Origin of the sequence: Nonomuraea recticatena (genome assembly GCF_039533245.1) — a bacterium.
GTDB lineage: Bacteria > Actinomycetota > Actinomycetes > Streptosporangiales > Streptosporangiaceae > Nonomuraea > Nonomuraea roseola.
The window spans coordinates 196,223-214,277 of record NZ_BAAATE010000004.1 but is presented as its reverse complement, the minus strand read 5'-3'; the positions used below and the strand labels follow the sequence as shown (position 1 = coordinate 214,277).

Sequence of the window (18,055 nt, the reverse complement as noted above, 5' to 3'; positions counted from 1 at the left end):
GCGACATCGTCCCAGTTCACAAGTGTCCAAAGCCTTTTCCGCAGCGTCCGGGCGGACGTCGCGGTAGCGCAGGTGGTAAGGATGTTCCCGGGCGTCGAACACCAGAAGCGGCGTGGTGGTCGTGGACCCGCTCCACCATCGCGCCCGCCCGGCGCCTCGTGGGCCGGCGCGCCCCCGCAGAGGCACGACTACGGCTGATCTCCGCTACGCGCCGCGTCAGCCGTTTGCAAGCCGTTCGTCAGAACCTCAAGGCATGCTGAAAACGTGAACCCCAGTGCCACAAAATGCATCGAAACTGTCGGCGCCTGTCGTCATGATGAAGGTAGAAGGTTCACAGGAACCAAGAGCGTCGCCAGTCTCGTTGGGATGGGAAAGAGATCCGCCGGCACGATCGGGCGGGGCCCAGCAGGCCGGCGCAGAGCGCGAGCCGGACCTCCGGACACCGTCAGGGCGAACGTAGCCCTACCAACAGAACAAACCAGGAGCAGCATCTGAGAGGTGCAAGATGTGCAGTCATCGACCCGCTTGTCCCACCGCGAACGCCGCGGACCGTGAGGCCTCGCACGTGATCGCGTCCCACCCCGACCAGGGCTGGAGCCTGCTGTGCAACGGCGTGGTCCTGTTCGAGGACACCGGCCTGCTGCTGCCCGACGGCTCCGTCGTGGCCCCGCACAGAGGTCTGGTCGCGGCCTGAGGCGCCCGCGAACCCCGAGCCGCCGCTGGATCCACACTCTCCGGCTCGCCACCGGAGCGGCGAGGCCCCAGCGCAGCACAGACCCCACGCACCGACGCGACCCGCGTCGCCGGCAGTCCCGCAGGACCACGGCGGAGAGTCCGATCCACCCCCACGTACGGGCGCCTGACGCAGGAGTCGCCGACAGACCGGCAGGGTTCCACCCCCTCGAAGGCCAGAGGCAGGGCCCGGGTCGTCAGCAGACCGGCAAGGCCCAGAGTCACCGTAGAAGGTGCGGTCGCCCGAGACCGACCACACCTCGGTGATCGGCCCTTCCGACACCCCTTGAACACCATCCACCCGCGTAGACGGCTGCCTTCACGCGGCCCGCTGTCGCCCCCCAGCCCGGCGAGCCTGACCCTCGGCTCCCTCTGTGCGGCCGGGCGACCCATGCGGCCGCCACGCGGAGATCGCGGCTCAGAGCGCCCTTCAGGGCGCGGGGAGCCCCTGTTCCACGCCGCTCCCACGGGGTGGGAGACAGTCGCCCTTCTGGGCGCGCTCGCTCTCCCGGCCGTTCGCACGGCCGGGGCGAGACGGCGAGCACGTCAGCGGCGGCCGATGGACAGGACGGGGCCCGTGGTGTCGGTGAAGAAGTCTTCGCCCTTGTCGTCGACCACGATGAACGCGGGGAAGTCCTCCACCTCGATCTTCCACACCGCCTCCATCCCCAGCTCGGGATACTCCAGGACCTCCACCTTCTTGATGCAGTCCTGGGCCAGGCGCGCCGCGGGCCCGCCGATCGAGCCGAGGTAGAACCCGCCGTACTGCCGGCAGGCCTCCGTGACCTGCTTGGACCTGTTGCCCTTGGCGAGCATCACCATGGACCCGCCCTCGGCCTGGAAGCGCTCGACATAGGAGTCCATGCGCCCCGCCGTCGTCGGCCCGAACGAGCCGGACGCGTACCCCGTCGGCGTCTTCGCCGGTCCTGCGTAGTAGACCGCGTGGTCCTTCAGGTAGGCGGGCATCTCGCCGCCGTTGTCGAGCAGCTCGGCGATCTTCGCGTGGGCGATGTCGCGGGCGACGACGAGCGGGCCGGTGAGCGAGAGGCGCGTCTTGACCGGGTACTTCGTCAGCTCGGCGAGGATGTCGGCCATCGGGCGGTTGAGGTCGATCTGCACCACGTCGTCGGACAGGTGCTCGTCCGTGGTCTCCGGCAGGAAGCGCGCGGGGTCGGTCTCCAGCTTCTCCAGGAACACGCCCTCAGGCGTGATCTTGGCCAGCGCCTGCCTGTCGGCCGAGCAGGAGACCGCGATGGCCACGGGGCAGGAGGCGCCGTGCCTGGGCAGGCGGATGACGCGCACGTCGTGGCAGAAGTACTTGCCGCCGAACTGCGCCCCGATGCCGAGCTTCTGGGTCAGCTCGAAGACCTTCTGCTCAAGCTCCAGGTCGCGGAAGCCGTGCCCGGACGGCGAGCCCTCGGTCGGGATCGAGTCGAGGTAGCGGGCCGAGGCGTACTTGGCGGTCTTCAGCGCGTACTCGGCGCTGGTGCCGCCGATCACCACCGCCAGGTGGTACGGCGGGCACGCCGCGGTGCCCAGCGAGCGGATCTTCTCCTCGAGGAAGGCCAGCATGCGCTTCTCGTTGAGCACCGCCTTGGTCTCCTGGTAGAGGAACGACTTGTTGGCCGACCCTCCGCCCTTGGCCATGAACAGCAGCTTGTACTCGTCGGGGTGGCCGTGGGGGTCCTCGGCGTACAGCTCGATCTGGGCGGGCAGGTTGTTGCCGGTGTTCTTCTCCTCCCACATGGTGAGCGGAGCCATCTGCGAATAGCGCAGGTTGAGCCTGGTGTAGGCGTCGTAGACGCCGCGCGAGATGTGCTCGGCGTCGGCGCCGTCGGTCAGCACGTGGCGTCCGCGCTTGCCCATGACGATGGCCGTGCCGGTGTCCTGGCACATGGGCAGCACGCCGCCCGCCGAGATCGAGGCGTTCTTGAGCAGGTCGAGCGCCACGAACCTGTCGTTGCCGCTCGACTCGGGGTCGTCGACGATCTTCCTGAGCTGCGCCAGGTGGGAGGCGCGGAGGTAGTGCGAGATGTCGTGGACGGCGGTCTCGGTGAGCAGTCGCAACGCCTCCGGGTCGACCTCCAGGAAGCTGCGTCCCGCAGCTTCGACCTTCCGCACCCCCTCGCTGGTGATCAGCCGATACTCGGTGTCGTCGGCGCCAAGCGGAAGCAGGTCGGTGTAGTCGAACTCGGGCATGTCCCTCGATCCTTTCGGTCCCCTAGAGGGTACGACGTGCCGTGCCTGCGCAGGACCGCACCGTCAGGAGCGGCCGGCGGCCGGTTCGGGAACGGCGATCGCGGCGCCGCGGTCGGCAGTGAGGCCGACGACGATGCCGAGGATGACCAGTCCTGCTCCGAGCAGGTCGGGCGCGGACGGCACCGCGATGCCCAGCGCCAGCCCCGTGACGATGGCGCCGACCGGGATCAGCCCCGCGAACAGGCCCGCCGTGCCGGGGCCGAGCTTGGGCAGCGAGGTGTACCAGAGGAAGAAGGCGATGACCGTCACGACCACGGTCAGGTAGAGGAAGCCGAGGCCCTCGGCGACGGTGGGCACGCGCAGCATGGCCGTGCCCTCCATGAAGAATCCGACGACGGCCAGCACGGGCACGGCCAGCGCCGTGGAGTAGGCCGACACGCGCAGCGCGCCCAGCTTGGGCAGCAACGGGATCGCCAGCAGGGAGAAGCTGACCTCACCGACCAGCCCGCCCAGCGACCACAGCAGCCCTGGCAGGTTGCCGCTGCCGAGCCCCGTGGCCAGCACCGCGCCCGCGACCACGATGCCGGCGCTGATCACCAGCCGGGGCGCGGGCCGCCCGCTGACCATGGCCAGCACGAGGGGGACCGTCCCGAGGATGGTGCCGGGCAGCGCGGGCCCCGACTCGCGGGTCGCCTCGATCACGCACACGTTGAAGATGACCAGGCCCAGGAGCGCGAGCGCGAGAAGCAGCAGCGTCTCGCGGGCCGTCAACCTGACGAAGCGCAGGCCCATCACGCGCGTGGCCGCCAGCAGGATGGCCGCCGCCGCGAGGTAGCGGACGGCCTGCCCGCCGTACACCGGATAGTTCTGGATCACTCCCGAGACCCCCGCGAGGGTGCCGACGAGGAACATGGCGGAGGCAGCTCCGATGACACCGTTTCTCATGTACGGCATGCTAGGAATGGAATGGTTCGCCCATACAGTCCAATGACGCGGCAAAAGTGAGGACCAATTGGCCGATCTCCATATCCCCATCGACAGGGGCAAGGGGGCGATCGCGGGGCAGGTGGCGACCGAGCTCAGGGAGGCCATCAGGCAGGGCAGGCTGGAGGCGGGGACGCGCCTGCCTGCCAGCCGCGAGCTGGCCAGGGATCTCAGCGTGTCCAGGGGCGTGGTCGTCGAGGCCTACGAGCAGCTGGTCGCCGAGGGCTTCCTCCTGGCCAGGGTCGGGGCGGGCACCGTGGTCGCCGCGACCGCCCGCAGGGAGCCCGCGCGGGTGCGGGAGCGGGCGCCCTACTACGGTCACCGTCCCACCTCGCCCGACCTCGGCGGCTTCCCCCGCGAGCGCTGGATGGCCGCGGTCAGGCACGTGCTGACCACGGTGCCGAGCGACGCCTTCGACTACGGCGACCCCGGGGGCGTGCCCGAGCTGCGCGAGGAGCTGGCGAGCTATCTCAAGCGGGTCCGCGCCGCCGACGTCAGCGCCGACAACCTGGTGATCGTCGGCGGTGTGGCCCAGGGGCTCAGCCTGATCCTGCACGCCCTGAGGAGCCCGAAGCTCGCGGTCGAGGACCCCACCAGTCACCGCCAGGTCCCGCTGCTCAGGCGCACGGGCGCTGAGCTGGTGCCGATCCCGGTGGACGAGGAGGGGCTGAGGGTCGAGCGCCTGCGCGGGGTCGGCGCGGTGCTCCTCACCCCCGCCCACCAGTACCCGACGGGCGTCGTGCTGTCGCCCGCGCGCAGGGCCGCGCTGATGGAGTGGGGCGGCGTGGTGGTGGAGGACGACTACGACGCCGAGTTCAGGTTCGACCGCGACCCCGTCGGCTGCCTGCAGGGCCTCGCGCCCGACAGGGTGATCCTGTCCGGCAGCGTCAGCAAGTCGCTGGCCCCCGGCCTCAGGCTCGGCTGGATCGCCGCCCCTCCCGACCTGGCCGAGGCCGTACGGCGGGCGCGCGGCGAGCTCGACCTCGGCTCGCCCGTCATCGAGCAGTACGCCCTGGCCCACCTCCTGCGCACCGGCGGGTACGACCGCAACCTGCGCAGGATGCGCAGGGAGTACAAGAAGCGCCGCGACGCCCTGGTGAGGGCGCTGGCCGAGCACCTGCCCGAGCTGGTCGTGCGCGGGATCGAGGCGGGCCTGCACATCTACCTCGACCTGCCGCAGGACTGGGACGAGAACGAGGTGGCCGCCGCCGCTCGGGCGGCGGGGCTGTCGGCCGAAGAAGTGGACCAGATGCGCTTCACCGAGGGGCCGCCCGCGATCGTCATGGGATTCGCCCGGGTGCCCGCCCATCACGCCGACGACGTGATCGCACGCATGAAGGTCAGTATGTCTGGACAAAGAAAGGGATAGAAGGTTAGAAAGGGATCCCCGACCCCCTTGGAGGCGTCATGCGTGTCGGTCTGCTCGGTCTGGGAAGGATCGGAGCGTTTCACGCCGAAACCCTGGCCGCGCACCCGCTGGTGGACGATCTGATCGTGTGGGACCCCGTGCGCAGCTCACCGCATGGCAGGCAGGGCGATCCCTTCGAGGCCGACGCCCTGGTCATCGCCACCCCCACCAGCACGCACGCCGACCTGTTGATGAAGGCCTGCCGCCGCGGGATCCCGGTCTTCTGCGAGAAGCCGGTCGCGCCGACGGTCGAAGAGACGTTCAAGGTGCTGAAGGCGAGCGAGGGCAACCGCGTCCAGATCGGCTTCCAGCGCCGCTTCGACCCCGGCTACGGGGCCGCCGCGAAGGCCCTGCGCGCCGGCGAGCTCGGCGAGCTGCACCGCGTGCACCTGCTCAGCGCCGATCCGGCGCCGCCGCCCGCCGGATACATCCCCATGTCGGGCGGCATCTACCGTGACTGCCACATCCATGATTTCGACATTCTCCGCTGGGTAACCGGACGAGAGGTGGCGACCGTCTACGCCACGGGCGCCAACAGAGGCGCCGACTTCTTCAGGGAGGCGGGCGACGTGGACACCAGCGCGGCACTTCTGACCCTCGACGACGGCACGCTCGTGACCCTCCAGGGCTCCAGGTACAACGGCGCGGGCTACGACGTCAGGATGGAGCTGGCAGGCACCCTCCGCACCCAGGTCGTGGGCCTCGACCCGCGCACCCCGGTGACCAGCACGGAGGGCCTGCAGCCGCCAGGAGAACCGTGGCCGGACTTCGTCGCCAGATTCAGGGCCGCCTACGTGGCCGAGATCGACGGCTTCCTGCGCAGCGACACCAGCCCGTGCACGATCGAGGACGCGCTCGCCGCCCTCTACGTCGCCGAGGCCGCGGAGCGGTCGCGCCGCGAGGGCAGGCCCGTCGCCGTCGAGGAGGTCAGCCGATGAGGATCGCGGGCGCGCCGATCTCCTGGGGGGTGTGCGAGGTGCCCGGCTGGGGCCACCAGCTGGATCGCGAGCGGGTGCTGTCGGAGATGCGCTCGGTGGGCCTGACCGCCACCGAACTCGGCCCCGACGGCTTCCTGCCGCACTCGCCGACGCGCAGGAAGGCCCTGCTCGAGGAGTACGGCCTGCGGGCCGTCGGCGGCTTCGTCCCGGTCGTGCTGCACGAACCCCGGCACGACCCGCTGCCCGGGGTACGGGCCCGCATGCGCGACTTCGCGGAGGGCGACGTCGACGTGCTGGTGCTGGCCGCCGACAGCGGCGCCGACGGCTACGACAGGAGGCCGCAGCTCGACGCCACAGGCTGGAAGACGCTGCTGGACAACCTGAGGAGGATCCTCGCCGCCGCCAAGGGCCGCAGCCCGGCGATCACCCTGCACCCGCACGTCGGGACCATGGTCGAGACGCGGGAGGAGGTCGAGCGCGTGCTGGACGGCTCGGCCGTCCCTCTCTGCCTGGACACGGGGCACCTGCTGATCGGCGGCACCGACCCGCTCGAACTGGTGCGCAGGGATCCAGGCAGGGTCGCGCACGTGCACCTGAAGGACGTCGACCAAGGGCTGGCGGCGAAGGTCAGGGACGGCGGCCTCACCTACACCGAGGCGGTCCGCCAGGGCATCTACCGCCCGCTGGGCCAGGGAGACGTGGACGTGGCGGGGATCGTGACGACTCTCGGCCAGAGCGGCTACTCCGGCTGGTACGTCATGGAGCAGGACACGGTGCTCACCTCCGCCGAGGACGACGCCGTGGACGATGTCAGGCAGAGCGTCGCCTTCCTGGAAGGACTCGCATGATCGACGTCCTGACGATGGGGCGGGTCGGGGTGGACGTCTATCCCCTCCAGGTCGGGGTGTCGCTGCGCGAGGTCGAGACGTTCGGCAAGTACCTGGGCGGCAGCCCGACCAACGTCGCCGTGGCGGCGGCGAGGCTCGGCGAGCGCTCGGCGGTGATCACCAGGACGGGGGCCGACCCGTTCGGGGAGTTCGTCCACGACGCGCTGCGCTCCTACGGGGTGGACGACTCCTTCGTCACCTCTGTCGAGGGGCTGCCGACCCCTGTGACGTTCTGCGAGATCAGGCCGCCTGACGACTTCCCGCTGTACTTCTACCGCTTCCCCAAGGCGCCCGACCTGGTGATCCGCCCCGACGAGCTGCCGGTCTCCGAGATCAGGCGGGCCAGGCTGTTCTGGGCGACCGTCACGGGGCTGTCGGAGGAGCCGTCGCGCACCGCCCACTTCGCCGCGTGGCGGGCCAGGGAGCGAAGGCCGCACACGGTGCTCGACCTCGACTACCGGCCGATGTTCTGGGGCTCGGCGCAGGACGCCATGCACCAGGTCCGCAAGGCGCTCGGGCACGTCACCGTCGCCGTGGGCAACCTCGACGAGGTCGAGGTGGCCACCGGCACCCGCGAGCCGTACGAGGCGGGGAAGGCGTTGCTGGAGGCGGGGGTCGAGCTGGCGGTGGTGAAGCAGTGCGGCGAGGGGGTGCTGGGCATGACCGCGAAGGAGACGATCGCGGTGCCGCCCGTCGAGGTCGAGGTGGTCAACGGGCTCGGAGCGGGCGACGCCTTCGGCGGCGCGCTCTGTCACGGGCTGCTGGCCGGATGGCCGCTGGAGCGGACGCTGCGTTTCGCCAACACGGCGGGCGCGATCGTGGCGGGGCGGCTGGCCTGCGCGCCCGCGATGCCCACAGTCGAGGAGGTGCTCGCTCGTGGGTGACTACCGGCAGGTCCAGGAGATCAGAGCCAGGCACCCCGAGCGGATCGCCGAGGCGGCGGCCGCGCGCAGGCGCAGGCCGCTGCTGGCCGAGCGCGACCAGCTCATGATCATCGCGGCCGACCACCCGGCGCGCGGCGCGCTCGGCGTCGGCGGGCGCCCGCTGGCGATGGGCAGCAGGATCGAGCTGCTCGACCGGCTGACGACCGCGCTCGCCCGACCAGGCGTGGACGGCCTGCTCGCCACCCCCGACGTCGTCGAGGACCTGCTGCTTCTCGGCGCCCTCGACGACAAGGTGGTCATCGGGTCGATGAACCGCGGCGGCATCCAGGGCGCGGTCTTCGAGTTCGACGACAGATTCACCGCCTACGACACGGCCTCCATCGTGCGGATGCGGCTCGACGGGGGCAAGATGCTGTGCAGGATCGCCCTGGACGAGCCGGGCACCGCGGCCACGCTGTCCGCCTGCGCTCGGGCGGTCAGCGAGCTGGCAGGGGAGGGACTGGTCGCCATGGTCGAGCCGTTCTGGTCGCGGCGCTCTGGCCATGACCTGACGCCCGACGGCGTGATCAGGGCGATCAGCGTCGGTCAGGGGCTCGGCACCACCTCGGCCCACACCTGGCTGAAGATCCCCGTGGTCGAGGACATGGAGCGCGTCATGCAGGCGACCACGCTGCCCGCGCTGCTGCTCGGCGGAGACCCGGGCGACGCCCCCGACCTGGCCTACGCCGCGTGGCGCAAGGCGCTCAGGCTGCCGGGGGTGCGCGGGCTCGTGGTCGGCCGCGCGCTGCTCTACCCGCCCGACGACGACGTGGCCGCGGCCGTCGACACCGCAGTAGCGATGCTGGAGGTCTCATGACGCTCGTCCCGGCAGGCACCACCGCCCGTTCGCCGTGGGCACTGGAGATCACCCCGGAGAGCGCGGGGTGGACCTACTGCGGGCTGCGGACCCTGAACCTCTCGGGGGAGACCGTCACCTTCCACACCGGCTCGTCGGAGATGCTGGTGCTCCCGCTGTCCGGCTCGTGCCTCGTCGAGGCCGGCGGTGAACGGCTGTCGCTGCGCGGCCGTTCGTCGGTCTTCGCGGACGTCACCGACTTCTGCTACCTGCCGATCGACACCGAGGTGACGGTGACGGGTGAAGGCCGTTTCGCCCTGCCGTCCGCGCTGGCCACCCGCCGCTTCCCGGTCAGGTACGGCCCCGCGGAGAAGGTCCCGGTCGAGATCCGCGGGGCGGGCCAGGCCTCCAGGCAGGTCAACAACTTCTGCGCGCCCGACGCCTTCGACTGCGACAAGCTCGTCTCGGTCGAGGTGCTCACCCCCGGAGGGAACTGGTCCTCCTACCCTCCGCACAAGCACGACACCGCCTCCGCCCACGAGGCGGTGCTCGAGGAGATCTACTACTTCGAGGGCGGCCCCGGCTACCAGCGGGTCTACGGAGGGCACGAGGTGATGGCCGAGGTGTCGTCAGGTGACGTGGTGCTGGTGCCGCGCGGCTACCACGGACCCTCCATGGCGCCCCCCGGCTACGACCTCTACTACCTGAACGTGCTGGCGGGGCCCGCGCAGGAGCGGTCGATGGCCTTCTGCGACGATCCGAGGCACGCGTGGATCCGCGGGACCTGGGAACAGCAACAGGTCGACGACAGGTTGCCCTTCGGGAGGGTCTGATGAGGCTCACGGTCGCCCAGGCGCTGGTGCGCTTCCTGTCCCAGCAGTACTCCTCGCGCGACGGTGCCGAACACCGGCTCGTCGAGGGCTGCTTCGGGATCTTCGGGCACGGGAACGTCGCGGGGATCGGGCAGGCGCTGGCCGCGCAGGGCGCGGGCACCTCGTCGGCGCTGCCGTACTATCTGGCCCGCAACGAGCAGGCCATGGTGCACACGGCGGTGGGCTTCGCCAAGATGCGCAACCGCCTGTCGACCTTCGCGTGCACGAGCTCGATCGGGCCGGGGGCGACGAACATGGTCACCGGCGCCGCCCTCGCCACGATCAACCGCATCCCGGTGCTGCTGCTGCCCGGAGACATCTTCGCCACGCGCGTGGCCAACCCCGTGCTGCAGGAGCTGGAGGATCCCCGCTCGCTCGACGTCAGCGTGAACGACGCCTTCAGGCCCGTCTCGCGCTACTTCGACAGGATCAACAGGCCCGAGCAGCTGCCGTCGGCGCTCATGCAGGCGATGCGGGTGCTCACCGACCCGGCCGAGACCGGCGCGGTGACGCTGGCCCTGCCTCAGGACGTGCAGGCGGAGTCCTTCGACTGGCCCTCCGAGCTCTTCGACCGCAGGGTGTGGCACGTCGCCAGGCCCGTCCCCGAGCCGGCCGCGCTCCGACGCGCGCTCGACCTGATCCGCGCCTCGGAGCGTCCGCTCATCGTGGCGGGCGGCGGCGTGATCTACAGCGAGGCGTGGGAGGCGCTGCGCGCCTTCGCCACCGAGTACGGCGTCCCCGTGGCCGAGACCCAGGCGGGCAAGGGCGCGCTGCCGTGGGACTCCCCGCTGTCCGTGGGCGCCGTCGGCCACACCGGCACGGCGGCCGCCAACGAGCTGGCCCGCTCGGCCGACCTGGTGATCGGCATCGGCACCAGGTACAGCGACTTCACCACGGCCTCAAGGACGCTGTTCGGCCAGGCGCGCTTCCTGAACATCAACGTGACCGCCTTCGACGCGGCCAAGAACGGCGCCGTCATGCTCGTCGCCGACGCCCGCGCCGCGCTGGAGGCGCTGCGCCCCGAGGGCTGGCGGGCGCCGTCCTCGTGGACCTCCCGTGCCGCCTCGCTGGCGCGGTCGTGGTGGTCGTTCCGCGCGGGGCCCTCGCTCACCCAGGAGGCGGTGCTGGAGGACCTGCGGGAGGTCATGCATCCGGCCGACGTGGTGGTGAACGCGGCGGGCTCCATGCCGGGGGATCTCCACAGGCTGTGGAGAGTCACCGACGCGAAGGGCTACCACGTCGAGTACGGCTACTCCTGCATGGGCTACGAGATCGCCGGGGGCCTCGGCGTCAAGCTGGCGGCCCCGGCGCGCGAGGTCTTCGTCCTGGTCGGCGATGGCTCGTACCTGATGCTGGCCCAGGAGATCGCCACCTCCGTCCAGGAGGGGGTGAAGCTGGTGATCGTCCTGGTGGACAACCACGGCTTCGCCTCCATCGGCAACCTGTCGGAGTCGGTGGGCGCCCAGCGCCTCGGCACCGCCTACCGGTTGAGGGGGGCCTCAGGAGAGCTGGACGGGGTCTACGTGCCCGTCGACCTGGCGGCGAACGCGGCGTCGCTGGGGGCCGACGTGCTCACCGCCGACGACAGGGAGTCGCTTCGCGCGGCGCTGGCGAAGGCGCGCGAGGCGGTCAGGACGACGGTGGTCTACGTGGAGACGGTGCCCGGCGGTTCGGCGCCTTCGTCGGGAGCCTGGTGGGACGTGCCCGTCGCCCAGGAACCCGGCGAGATCCACGAGCGCTACCAGGAGGCCAAACGCGACCAGCGCCCCTACCTGTGACCTCCTCGGCCCGCGTCCCGCCGTACGGCCATGGGCTCGCGGCGAGGCGCTGGCTAGGCTGAAGATCCACGCGGCCGGCGAGAAGAGGGTGCGATGACGTTCGACACGATGGTGGCAGTGGGGTTCGCGGCCGTTTTCATGATCTTCGTCATCGGGGCCGTCCTGGCGCTGATCGGCGGAGCTTCGTCCTCGGGGAGCGGAACACGTCGCCGGGGCTCCTTGTTCTCCGGCGAGGCGTCGTCCTCGGACGACAGCCACGACAGGGGCTCCTCCGACAGTGGCTTCTCCGACAGCGGTGGTGGCGGTGGTGGCGGCAGCAGCAGCAGCGACTGACCGGCGGGCTCAGACCTTGGGCTGGGGTGCGCTCCGCGGTTCGAAGCCGCGGGCGAGCACGACGATCGCCGCCGAGAGCACCAGCGGCGCCGCGAACGCCACCCGCATGTCGGTCGCCTCGGCCAGCCCGCCCACCAGCGCCGCACCCACGATGAAGCCGACGTAGTTGAACAGGTTGACCCGCGCGATGGCCACCCCCGTCCCCGCGGGGTCCAGCCGCCCCGCCGCCGAGAACGACTGCGGAGCGACCACCGCGAGCCCCATCCCGGTCAGCCCGAACGCCACGATCGCCAGCGGCTGCGAAGGAGCCAGCACGACGCCCGCGAATCCGAGCGTCGCGATCGCCCCTCCCGCGCGCACGATCGAGGCGGCGCCGTAGCGCCTGACCGCGAGGTCGCCGCCGAGCCGTACGACGAGGGTGGCCGCCTGGTAGGCGCCGTAGGCCAGTGGCGCCACGCTCCCGCCTGCCAGGAGGATGTTCTCCATGAAGACGCCGTGGAAGTTGGACACCGCCGCGTCGCCGACGTACAGGAAGCCCATCGCCAGGCAGAGCGGGATGATCGGCCCCCACGGGAGGTGCCCCGAGGCCGCCGCGACCGTGGTCTCGGCCTTCTCCTCCTCGACCGTGCAGAGGTACGGCGCGGCAGCCAGCGAACCGGCGACCGCGAGCGCCATCGGGATCGCCATCATGACCGGCAGGGAGAGGCCGAGCCCGTAGGCCAGCGACACCCACAGCGCCCCTGCCAGGCTCGTCGCGCTCCATGCCGCGTGGAAGCCGTTGAGCACGGCCCTGCCGTACCTGCGCTCGACGGCGACGCCCTGCATGTTCATACCCGCGTCGACGGCGCCCACCGCCAGCCCGAAGACGACCAGCGCGGCCACCAGCTGCGGCACGTCGGCGGCGAGACCCGCGGCCACCACCGCGACGGCGACGGCTGGCTGGGCGATGCGCAGCAGCCACCTGCTGCCCCTGCGCGCGGCGAGCGCTCCCGCGCCCACGCTGCCGACTCCGGCCAGCACCGGCACCACGAGCAGCAGGAGGGTGAGGTCGCCTTCGGTGAGGCCGTGCTTGTTCTGCAGGGCTGCGACCTGGGTGAGGAGAGTCGCGAAACTCAGGCCCTGCACGGCGAAGACCGCGAAGGTGGCCGTTCTGGCCTGACGGTTACGCACGTCGACCTCCCTGCTCGGGGGGAAACATGAGGCTGCGTCAGGTTAGTACCAGGTCGTCGTTCTCCGCTAGAGGCGGTTGTTAGGGTGTCCAGGTGCGACGAAGGGGATATGCGTCGGGAGAAGCGAGACGCGAGCGGATCCTCGCCATCGCCCTTCAGGAGTTCGCCGAGAACGGCTACAGGGGCGCCTCCCTCGCCAGGATCGCCGAGCGGGCCGAGCTGACCCAGCCCGGGCTGCTCCACCACTTCACCAGCAAGGAGCGCCTGCTCGTCGCCGTCCTCGAGTATCGCGACGAGGTCGACGCGCGCAGGTTCGACTTCGAGTCGATGACCGGCGTGGCCGCGCTGCGCACGCTGGCCGACGTGGTCGACTACAACGCGCGCGTGCCCGGCCTGGTGCAGCTGTTCTCGGTGATCAGCGGGGAGGCGGTCACCGCCGATCATCCGGGTCACGCGTGGGCGCGCGCCCGCTACCGGCGGCTACGGCACGCGGTGGCGGGGGCGTTGCGGCGCGGCGCCGACGCGGGGGAGTTCCGCGCCGACCTCGACGCCGAGGCGCACGCCGACCGCCTGATCGCGATGATGGACGGTCTGCAGACGCAGTGGCTGATCGACCAGGACCACGTCGACATGGCCGCCGTCTTCAGGGCCTACGTCGAGGACCTGATCGCTTCCCTGCGCCCGTAGCCCCTCACCGCTCGGCGGAGGCCTTCAGCGTGGTCGGACGGCCGGCGGTCAGCGGCTCGGGGGCCTCGGTGGTGATCCGGGAGGCTCCCCAGAGGCCGAGCGCCACCAGCGCGCCCACCTCGGTGATCGCCAGTCCCCGCTCGACGAGCCCGAGCGGCATGACCTGCCACCACGCCAGCCCCGAGCTCTCGCCGATCCACACCATCGTGGCGATGCCCGCCACCCACAGCAGCGAGGCCACCCCCAGGAGGAACGCGGCCAGCGCCGAGCGCGGATGCCGTCGCCACGTCCTGGCGATCAGCAGCGCGGCCAGCGGCAGGGACAGGAACGCGACGAAGCTGCCGACCCTGTGGATGCTGCCGCTCAGGCTGGGCCCCACCGACCAGTCGTGCTTGGGGAACCACGCCACCACCAGCAGGCCGAGGCTCCAGCCCGCCAGCGCGATCGCGCCCACGATCCCGGCCAGCCGCCTGCGCAGCAGCGACACCCCGATCGACAGTGATCCCACCGCGAGGAGCGCGACGCCCAGCGCGAAGATCCAGCCCTGGTCGCCGAGCCCGTGCTCGCTGATCGTACGGCGCAGCGGGTTGATCTCGCCCAGGTAGGCGAGGTCCAGCGCGGCGATGACGCCTGCGCCCACCGCCACGGCGGCCAGTCCTGCTCGCGCGGGTCCGTGCATCGGGGCTCCCTTCCTTCTGCCGGTTCAACGGCCGATCAACGCCCGGGATTCCTTGTTCTTGAACTCTCATGAATCTCTGCTAGTTTCCATGAGAGTTCAAGGACTTCTGAGGAGACAGCATGAACATCGGCGGCGACCTTCCCGTACGGCGCATCGGCTTGGGAGCCATGCGACTGGCCGACTCCGACATCTGGCACGGCCCTGCCGACCGCGAGGGCGCCCTCGCGGTGCTTCGCCGCGCCGTCGAACTGGGCGTGAACTTCGTGGACACCTCCGACGCCTACTCCCTTGGCGCCAACGAGGAGCTGATCGCCGAGGCGTTGCACCCCTATGCCGACGATCTGGTGATCGCCACCAAGGCGGGCGTGGCCAGGCCGAGCCCTGCGGAGTGGGTGCCCCTCGGCCGTCCCGAGTACCTCAAGCAGCAGGCCGAGCTGAGCCTGCGCCGGTTGCGGCTGGACCGGATCGACCTGTTCTTCCTGCACAGGGTGGACCCCCAGGTGCCCCTCGCCGACCAGATCGGGGCGCTCGAGGAGCTGCGTAAGGAGGGCAAGATCCGGCACATCGGACTGTCGGAGGTGACCGTCGGCCAGCTGGAGGAGGCCTCCCGTCTCGCCCCCGTCGCCGCGGTGCAGAACCTGTACAACCTGGCCACTCGCGAGCACGAGGCCGTCGTGGACCACGCGGAGAAGGAGGGCATCGCCTTCGTGCCGTTCTTCCCGATCGCCACGGGCGACCACGCGAGGGCCGAAGGGCCGCTGGCCGAGGTGGCCTCGGAGGTGGGCGCCACGCCCGCGCAGGTGGCGCTGGCGTGGCTGTTGCGCAGGTCGCCGACCATGGTGCCGATTCCCGGGACGACCTCGGTGGCGCACCTGGAGGAGAACGTCGGCGCACTGGCGGTCACGTTGACCGACGCCCAGTACGACCGCCTGTCCACCCTCACCTGACCGGCACCCCCGACCCGTTCCGGGGGAGCGGGGATCTCGTGAACTTCCGGACCCCCGCGCCCCCTCGGGCCCCCCACCGCCGCCTCTCCCCAGGCGTCGGCCTCCGGCTGCCGCCGGGCCGCCGATCTCCGCTCCGCATCCCCGAGACCGTCGGTGACCGGAGCCGGCCGGTTCGTGTCTCTGGGGTCTTCGGTGTTCGGAGCCCGCCGGTTCGTGTCTCCGAGGTCTTCGGCGTTCGGGTTTCCGGTCGCGTGGGGCTGCCGGGTACGCGTCCCTGGGTCGTCGGTGTACGGGTTCCCGGTCCCCGGCTCCCTCGTCCTCCGACCCGGGATGTCAGTCGATCAGCCTGGCGCGCATCTTCCACACCGCCAGCGCCCACATGAGCACGGCACAGGCGGCCAGCACGCCCAGATGCCCGAGGTCGTCGAGGCCCAACCGGCCGAACACCGCCCCTCGCACCAGCTCGACGCAGTGGTAGAGCGGGTTGACCTGAGCGGCGGCCGCCACCCACGCGGGCAGCTGCGTCACGGGGAAGAACGTTCCCGCCACCATGAACATCGGGGTCAGCGCCCCCGTGATGACGTAGTCGAAGGTGTTGATGGACGGCACGATCGCCGACACCCACACCCCGAACAGCGCGAACACCAAGCCAGTCAGGAAGCCGATGAACGGCACGAGCAGCATGCCCCAGCTCGGTTCCAGCCCGAAGGCGACGCCGACCAGCATCGGCGCGCAGCCGTAGACCCCGGCCTTGACCGCCAGCCAGGAGGCCTCCGCGGTCACCAGCTCGCGGACGTCGACGGGCGCGGCCAGCATCGCGTCGTAGGTGTGCTGGAAGGTGCGGCGGATGAAGGTGTTGAACATGCCGCCGAACGCCCCGATGAACAGCACCGCCGTGGCGACGACACCGGTGGCGACGAAGTCCTTGTAGTCGTAGCCGTAGAGCGCGCCGACCACGGAGCCGAACCCGTAGCCGAAGGCCAGCAGGTAGATGGTCGGCTCGGTCATGGCGGCGAAGGAGGTGGAGGCCCAGTAGCGGCGGTAGAGGGCCAGCTCGCGCCGCCAGACGGCCCGCACGGGGGCGAACTCCATCATTCGACCGCCTCTCCGGTGAGCACGACGAAGACGTCCTCGAGAGTGGCGGGACGCCGTACGTTGGGTGGGCCCAGCGCCTCCTCCAGCGACCTGGGCAGCTGCTCGGACTTCAGCAGCGAGATCGACGGGCCGGTCCTGCGGGTGGGCACCCCCGCCTCGGCCGCCAGCGCGGCGATCTCGGCCTGCCGCTCCTGCGAGGCGTAGTGCTCGGCGACCTCGGCGCCCGCGTGCTCCTTGACCAGCTCTTCGGGCGAGCCCCTGGCCACGACGCGGCCGTGGGACATCAGCGCGCAGTCGTCGGCCAGCCGCTCGGCCTCCTCGATGTAGTGGGTGGACATCAGCGTCGTGACGCCCTCTTCGCGCAGCCGTACGATCAGCGACCACAGCTCCTGGCGCACCTGCGGATCGAGACCCACGGTCGGCTCGTCGAGCAGCACCAGGCGGGGCTGGTGGACCAGGCCCCTGGCGATGAGCAGCCGCCTGCGCATGCCGCCCGACAGGTTGACCGTGCGGGTGGCGGCCCTGTCGGTGAGCTGCGCCAGCGCCAGCGCCCTGTCGACGGCGGCCCTGCGCTCCTGACGGGGGACGCGGTAGAGGTGGGCGAACACCTCGAGGTTCTCCCTGGCGGTGAGCTCCTCGTCGAGGTTGTCGAGCTGGGGGACCACCCCCATCAGCGCCCTCGCCTGCTTGGACTGCTGGGGCAGGCGCAGCCCCATGACCCTGATCTCGCCCTCGTCGGCCAGCGACTGGGCGGTGAGCAGGCGCATCGTCGTGGACTTGCCTGCTCCGTTGGGACCGAGCAGGCCGAGGCAGATGCCCTCGGGCACCTCGAGGTCGAGCCCGTCGACCGCTGTGACGTCGGGATAACGCTTGGTCACGCCGTGCAACACGATCGCGTCCATAGAGGCCACGATAGGCATCGCCACCGACAGAATCTCAAGCGGTTATCGTCAAGGTGTGAACGAGCGTTGGCTTCCCCGCATCCAGGAGGTCGGTGAGCGGCTGGCCGAGGAGTTCGCCTTGGCGCGGCGGCCTGCGACCGACGGTCCCCAGCCACACGAACTGCGCGCCTCCGATGCCGACAGGGATCGGGTGGCCGAGGTGCTCAACGAGGCGGCCGCCGACGGGCGGCTGGCCATGGACGAGTTCGAGGAGCGGCTCACGGCGCTCTACAGCGCCCGCACGCTGGGGGAGCTGGCCCGGCTGACCGCCGACCTGCTGCCCGCCGACGAGCAGCCCTTCAGGCTGGACGGCAGGCCCGTGTCGGCGATCTTCAAGAAGGAGCAGCGCGAGGGGCGCTGGGTGGTGCCCGCCGAGCTGCCCGTGACGGCGATGTTCGGCACGACCAAGCTCGACCTGCGTGACGCGATCATGCAGAACCGGCGCGTGGTGATCAACGCGACGCTCATGTTCGGCGGGCTGGAGATCCACGTCCCCGAGGGGGTGGAGGTCATCCGGGTGTCGAAGGACAAGACCGTGCGGCTGACCAGGCCTCAGGATGATCCCGACTGCCCGGTGATCGAGGTGCGGACCTCCAACTTCCTTGGCGAGGTCAAGGTCAAGGAGCCCCCGAAGCGCAAGCGCCGCCGCTGAACCCCGGCGCCCCGCGAGGGGCGGGTGGCTGGGGT

General features: G+C 71.0%; 18 protein-coding genes. 12 read left to right on the top strand and 6 right to left on the bottom strand.

Annotated features, from left to right (window positions below; all coding sequences use genetic code 11):
- Positions 1-505 precede the first annotated feature (505 nt).
- Positions 506-694 carry a DUF5999 family protein gene (locus tag ABFX50_RS09915; protein WP_183655360.1) on the top strand — a complete coding sequence of 63 codons (189 nt, stop codon included), beginning with the start codon at positions 506-508 and terminating at the stop codon, positions 692-694.
- Positions 695-1,278: 584 nt separating this feature from the next.
- Here the strand turns inward: ABFX50_RS09915 and ABFX50_RS09910 are convergent.
- Together ABFX50_RS09910 and ABFX50_RS09905 are read right to left on the bottom strand one after the other, a co-directional pair.
- On the bottom strand, positions 1,279-2,931 hold the full coding sequence (locus ABFX50_RS09910; RefSeq protein ID WP_346145220.1) for a fumarate hydratase: 1,653 nt from the start codon (positions 2,929-2,931) through the stop codon (positions 1,279-1,281).
- Between the two features lie 63 nt (positions 2,932-2,994).
- Positions 2,995-3,876 (bottom strand): DMT family transporter, encoded by an 882-nt coding sequence (locus ABFX50_RS09905; protein WP_346145218.1) that lies wholly within the window; start codon positions 3,874-3,876, stop codon positions 2,995-2,997.
- A gap of 67 nt (positions 3,877-3,943) precedes the next feature.
- Here ABFX50_RS09905 and pdxR point away from each other — a divergent pair, with 67 nt between their 5' ends.
- The 8 genes from pdxR (at position 3,944) to ABFX50_RS09865 (ending at position 11,850) form a co-directional block, all read left to right on the top strand.
- Positions 3,944-5,284 carry a MocR-like pyridoxine biosynthesis transcription factor PdxR gene (pdxR, locus tag ABFX50_RS09900; RefSeq protein ID WP_346145216.1) on the top strand — a complete coding sequence of 447 codons (1,341 nt, stop codon included), beginning with the start codon at positions 3,944-3,946 and terminating at the stop codon, positions 5,282-5,284.
- 38 nt (positions 5,285-5,322) lie between these two features.
- Positions 5,323-6,261: a Gfo/Idh/MocA family protein gene (locus tag ABFX50_RS09895; RefSeq protein ID WP_346145214.1), complete on the top strand. Its 939-nt coding sequence runs from the start codon at positions 5,323-5,325 to the stop codon at positions 6,259-6,261.
- A complete protein-coding gene (locus ABFX50_RS09890; protein WP_346145212.1) occupies positions 6,258-7,109 on the top strand; it encodes a TIM barrel protein in 852 nt (283 codons plus the stop codon). The genes ABFX50_RS09895 and ABFX50_RS09890 overlap by 4 nt, the downstream gene beginning before the upstream one ends.
- Positions 7,106-8,032 carry a 5-dehydro-2-deoxygluconokinase gene (iolC, locus tag ABFX50_RS09885; RefSeq protein ID WP_346145211.1) on the top strand — a complete coding sequence of 309 codons (927 nt, stop codon included), beginning with the start codon at positions 7,106-7,108 and terminating at the stop codon, positions 8,030-8,032. Before ABFX50_RS09890 ends, iolC begins: the two co-directional genes overlap by 4 nt.
- Complete coding sequence (locus ABFX50_RS09880) at positions 8,025-8,888, top strand: Cgl0159 family (beta/alpha)8-fold protein (protein WP_346129043.1); 864 nt, start codon at positions 8,025-8,027, stop codon at positions 8,886-8,888. The genes iolC and ABFX50_RS09880 overlap by 8 nt, the downstream gene beginning before the upstream one ends.
- The gene (gene iolB / locus ABFX50_RS09875; RefSeq protein ID WP_183655384.1) at positions 8,885-9,700 is read left to right on the top strand and encodes a 5-deoxy-glucuronate isomerase; all 816 of its coding nucleotides are present in this window, start codon (positions 8,885-8,887) and stop codon (positions 9,698-9,700) included. Before ABFX50_RS09880 ends, iolB begins: the two co-directional genes overlap by 4 nt.
- Positions 9,700-11,517 carry a 3D-(3,5/4)-trihydroxycyclohexane-1,2-dione acylhydrolase (decyclizing) gene (gene iolD, locus ABFX50_RS09870; RefSeq protein WP_346145208.1) on the top strand — a complete coding sequence of 606 codons (1,818 nt, stop codon included), beginning with the start codon at positions 9,700-9,702 and terminating at the stop codon, positions 11,515-11,517. The genes iolB and iolD overlap by 1 nt, the downstream gene beginning before the upstream one ends.
- Before the next feature lie 93 nt (positions 11,518-11,610).
- Positions 11,611-11,850, top strand: coding sequence for a hypothetical protein (locus ABFX50_RS09865; RefSeq protein WP_346145206.1), 240 nt, complete (start codon positions 11,611-11,613; stop codon positions 11,848-11,850).
- A 9-nt stretch (positions 11,851-11,859) separates the two neighbouring features.
- Here the strand turns inward: ABFX50_RS09865 and ABFX50_RS09860 are convergent, their stop codons facing one another.
- Positions 11,860-13,020, bottom strand: a complete 1,161-nt coding sequence (locus tag ABFX50_RS09860; protein WP_346145204.1) for an MFS transporter — start codon at positions 13,018-13,020, stop codon at positions 11,860-11,862.
- 92 nt (positions 13,021-13,112) lie between these two features.
- Here ABFX50_RS09860 and ABFX50_RS09855 point away from each other — a divergent pair, with 92 nt between their 5' ends.
- The gene (locus ABFX50_RS09855; RefSeq protein WP_346145203.1) at positions 13,113-13,706 is read left to right on the top strand and encodes a TetR/AcrR family transcriptional regulator; all 594 of its coding nucleotides are present in this window, start codon (positions 13,113-13,115) and stop codon (positions 13,704-13,706) included.
- 4 nt (positions 13,707-13,710) lie between these two features.
- Here the strand turns inward: ABFX50_RS09855 and ABFX50_RS09850 are convergent, their stop codons facing one another.
- Positions 13,711-14,385: a DUF998 domain-containing protein gene (locus ABFX50_RS09850; protein WP_346145201.1), complete on the bottom strand. Its 675-nt coding sequence runs from the start codon at positions 14,383-14,385 to the stop codon at positions 13,711-13,713.
- 119 nt (positions 14,386-14,504) lie between these two features.
- Here ABFX50_RS09850 and ABFX50_RS09845 point away from each other — a divergent pair, with 119 nt between their 5' ends.
- On the top strand, positions 14,505-15,332 hold the full coding sequence (locus ABFX50_RS09845) for an aldo/keto reductase (protein WP_346145199.1): 828 nt from the start codon (positions 14,505-14,507) through the stop codon (positions 15,330-15,332).
- Between the two features lie 333 nt (positions 15,333-15,665).
- On the opposite strand, the gene ABFX50_RS09840 is transcribed toward ABFX50_RS09845, so the two are convergent.
- Together ABFX50_RS09840 and ABFX50_RS09835 are read right to left on the bottom strand one after the other, a co-directional pair.
- Positions 15,666-16,427 (bottom strand): ABC transporter permease, encoded by a 762-nt coding sequence (locus ABFX50_RS09840; RefSeq protein ID WP_346145197.1) that lies wholly within the window; start codon positions 16,425-16,427, stop codon positions 15,666-15,668.
- On the bottom strand, positions 16,424-17,329 hold the full coding sequence (locus tag ABFX50_RS09835) for an ABC transporter ATP-binding protein (RefSeq protein ID WP_346145195.1): 906 nt from the start codon (positions 17,327-17,329) through the stop codon (positions 16,424-16,426). The genes ABFX50_RS09840 and ABFX50_RS09835 overlap by 4 nt, the downstream gene beginning before the upstream one ends.
- Positions 17,330-17,384: 55 nt before the next feature.
- Here ABFX50_RS09835 and ABFX50_RS09830 point away from each other — a divergent pair, with 55 nt between their 5' ends.
- Positions 17,385-18,020 (top strand): DUF1707 SHOCT-like domain-containing protein, encoded by a 636-nt coding sequence (locus ABFX50_RS09830; RefSeq protein ID WP_346129060.1) that lies wholly within the window; start codon positions 17,385-17,387, stop codon positions 18,018-18,020.
- Positions 18,021-18,055 lie beyond the last annotated feature (35 nt).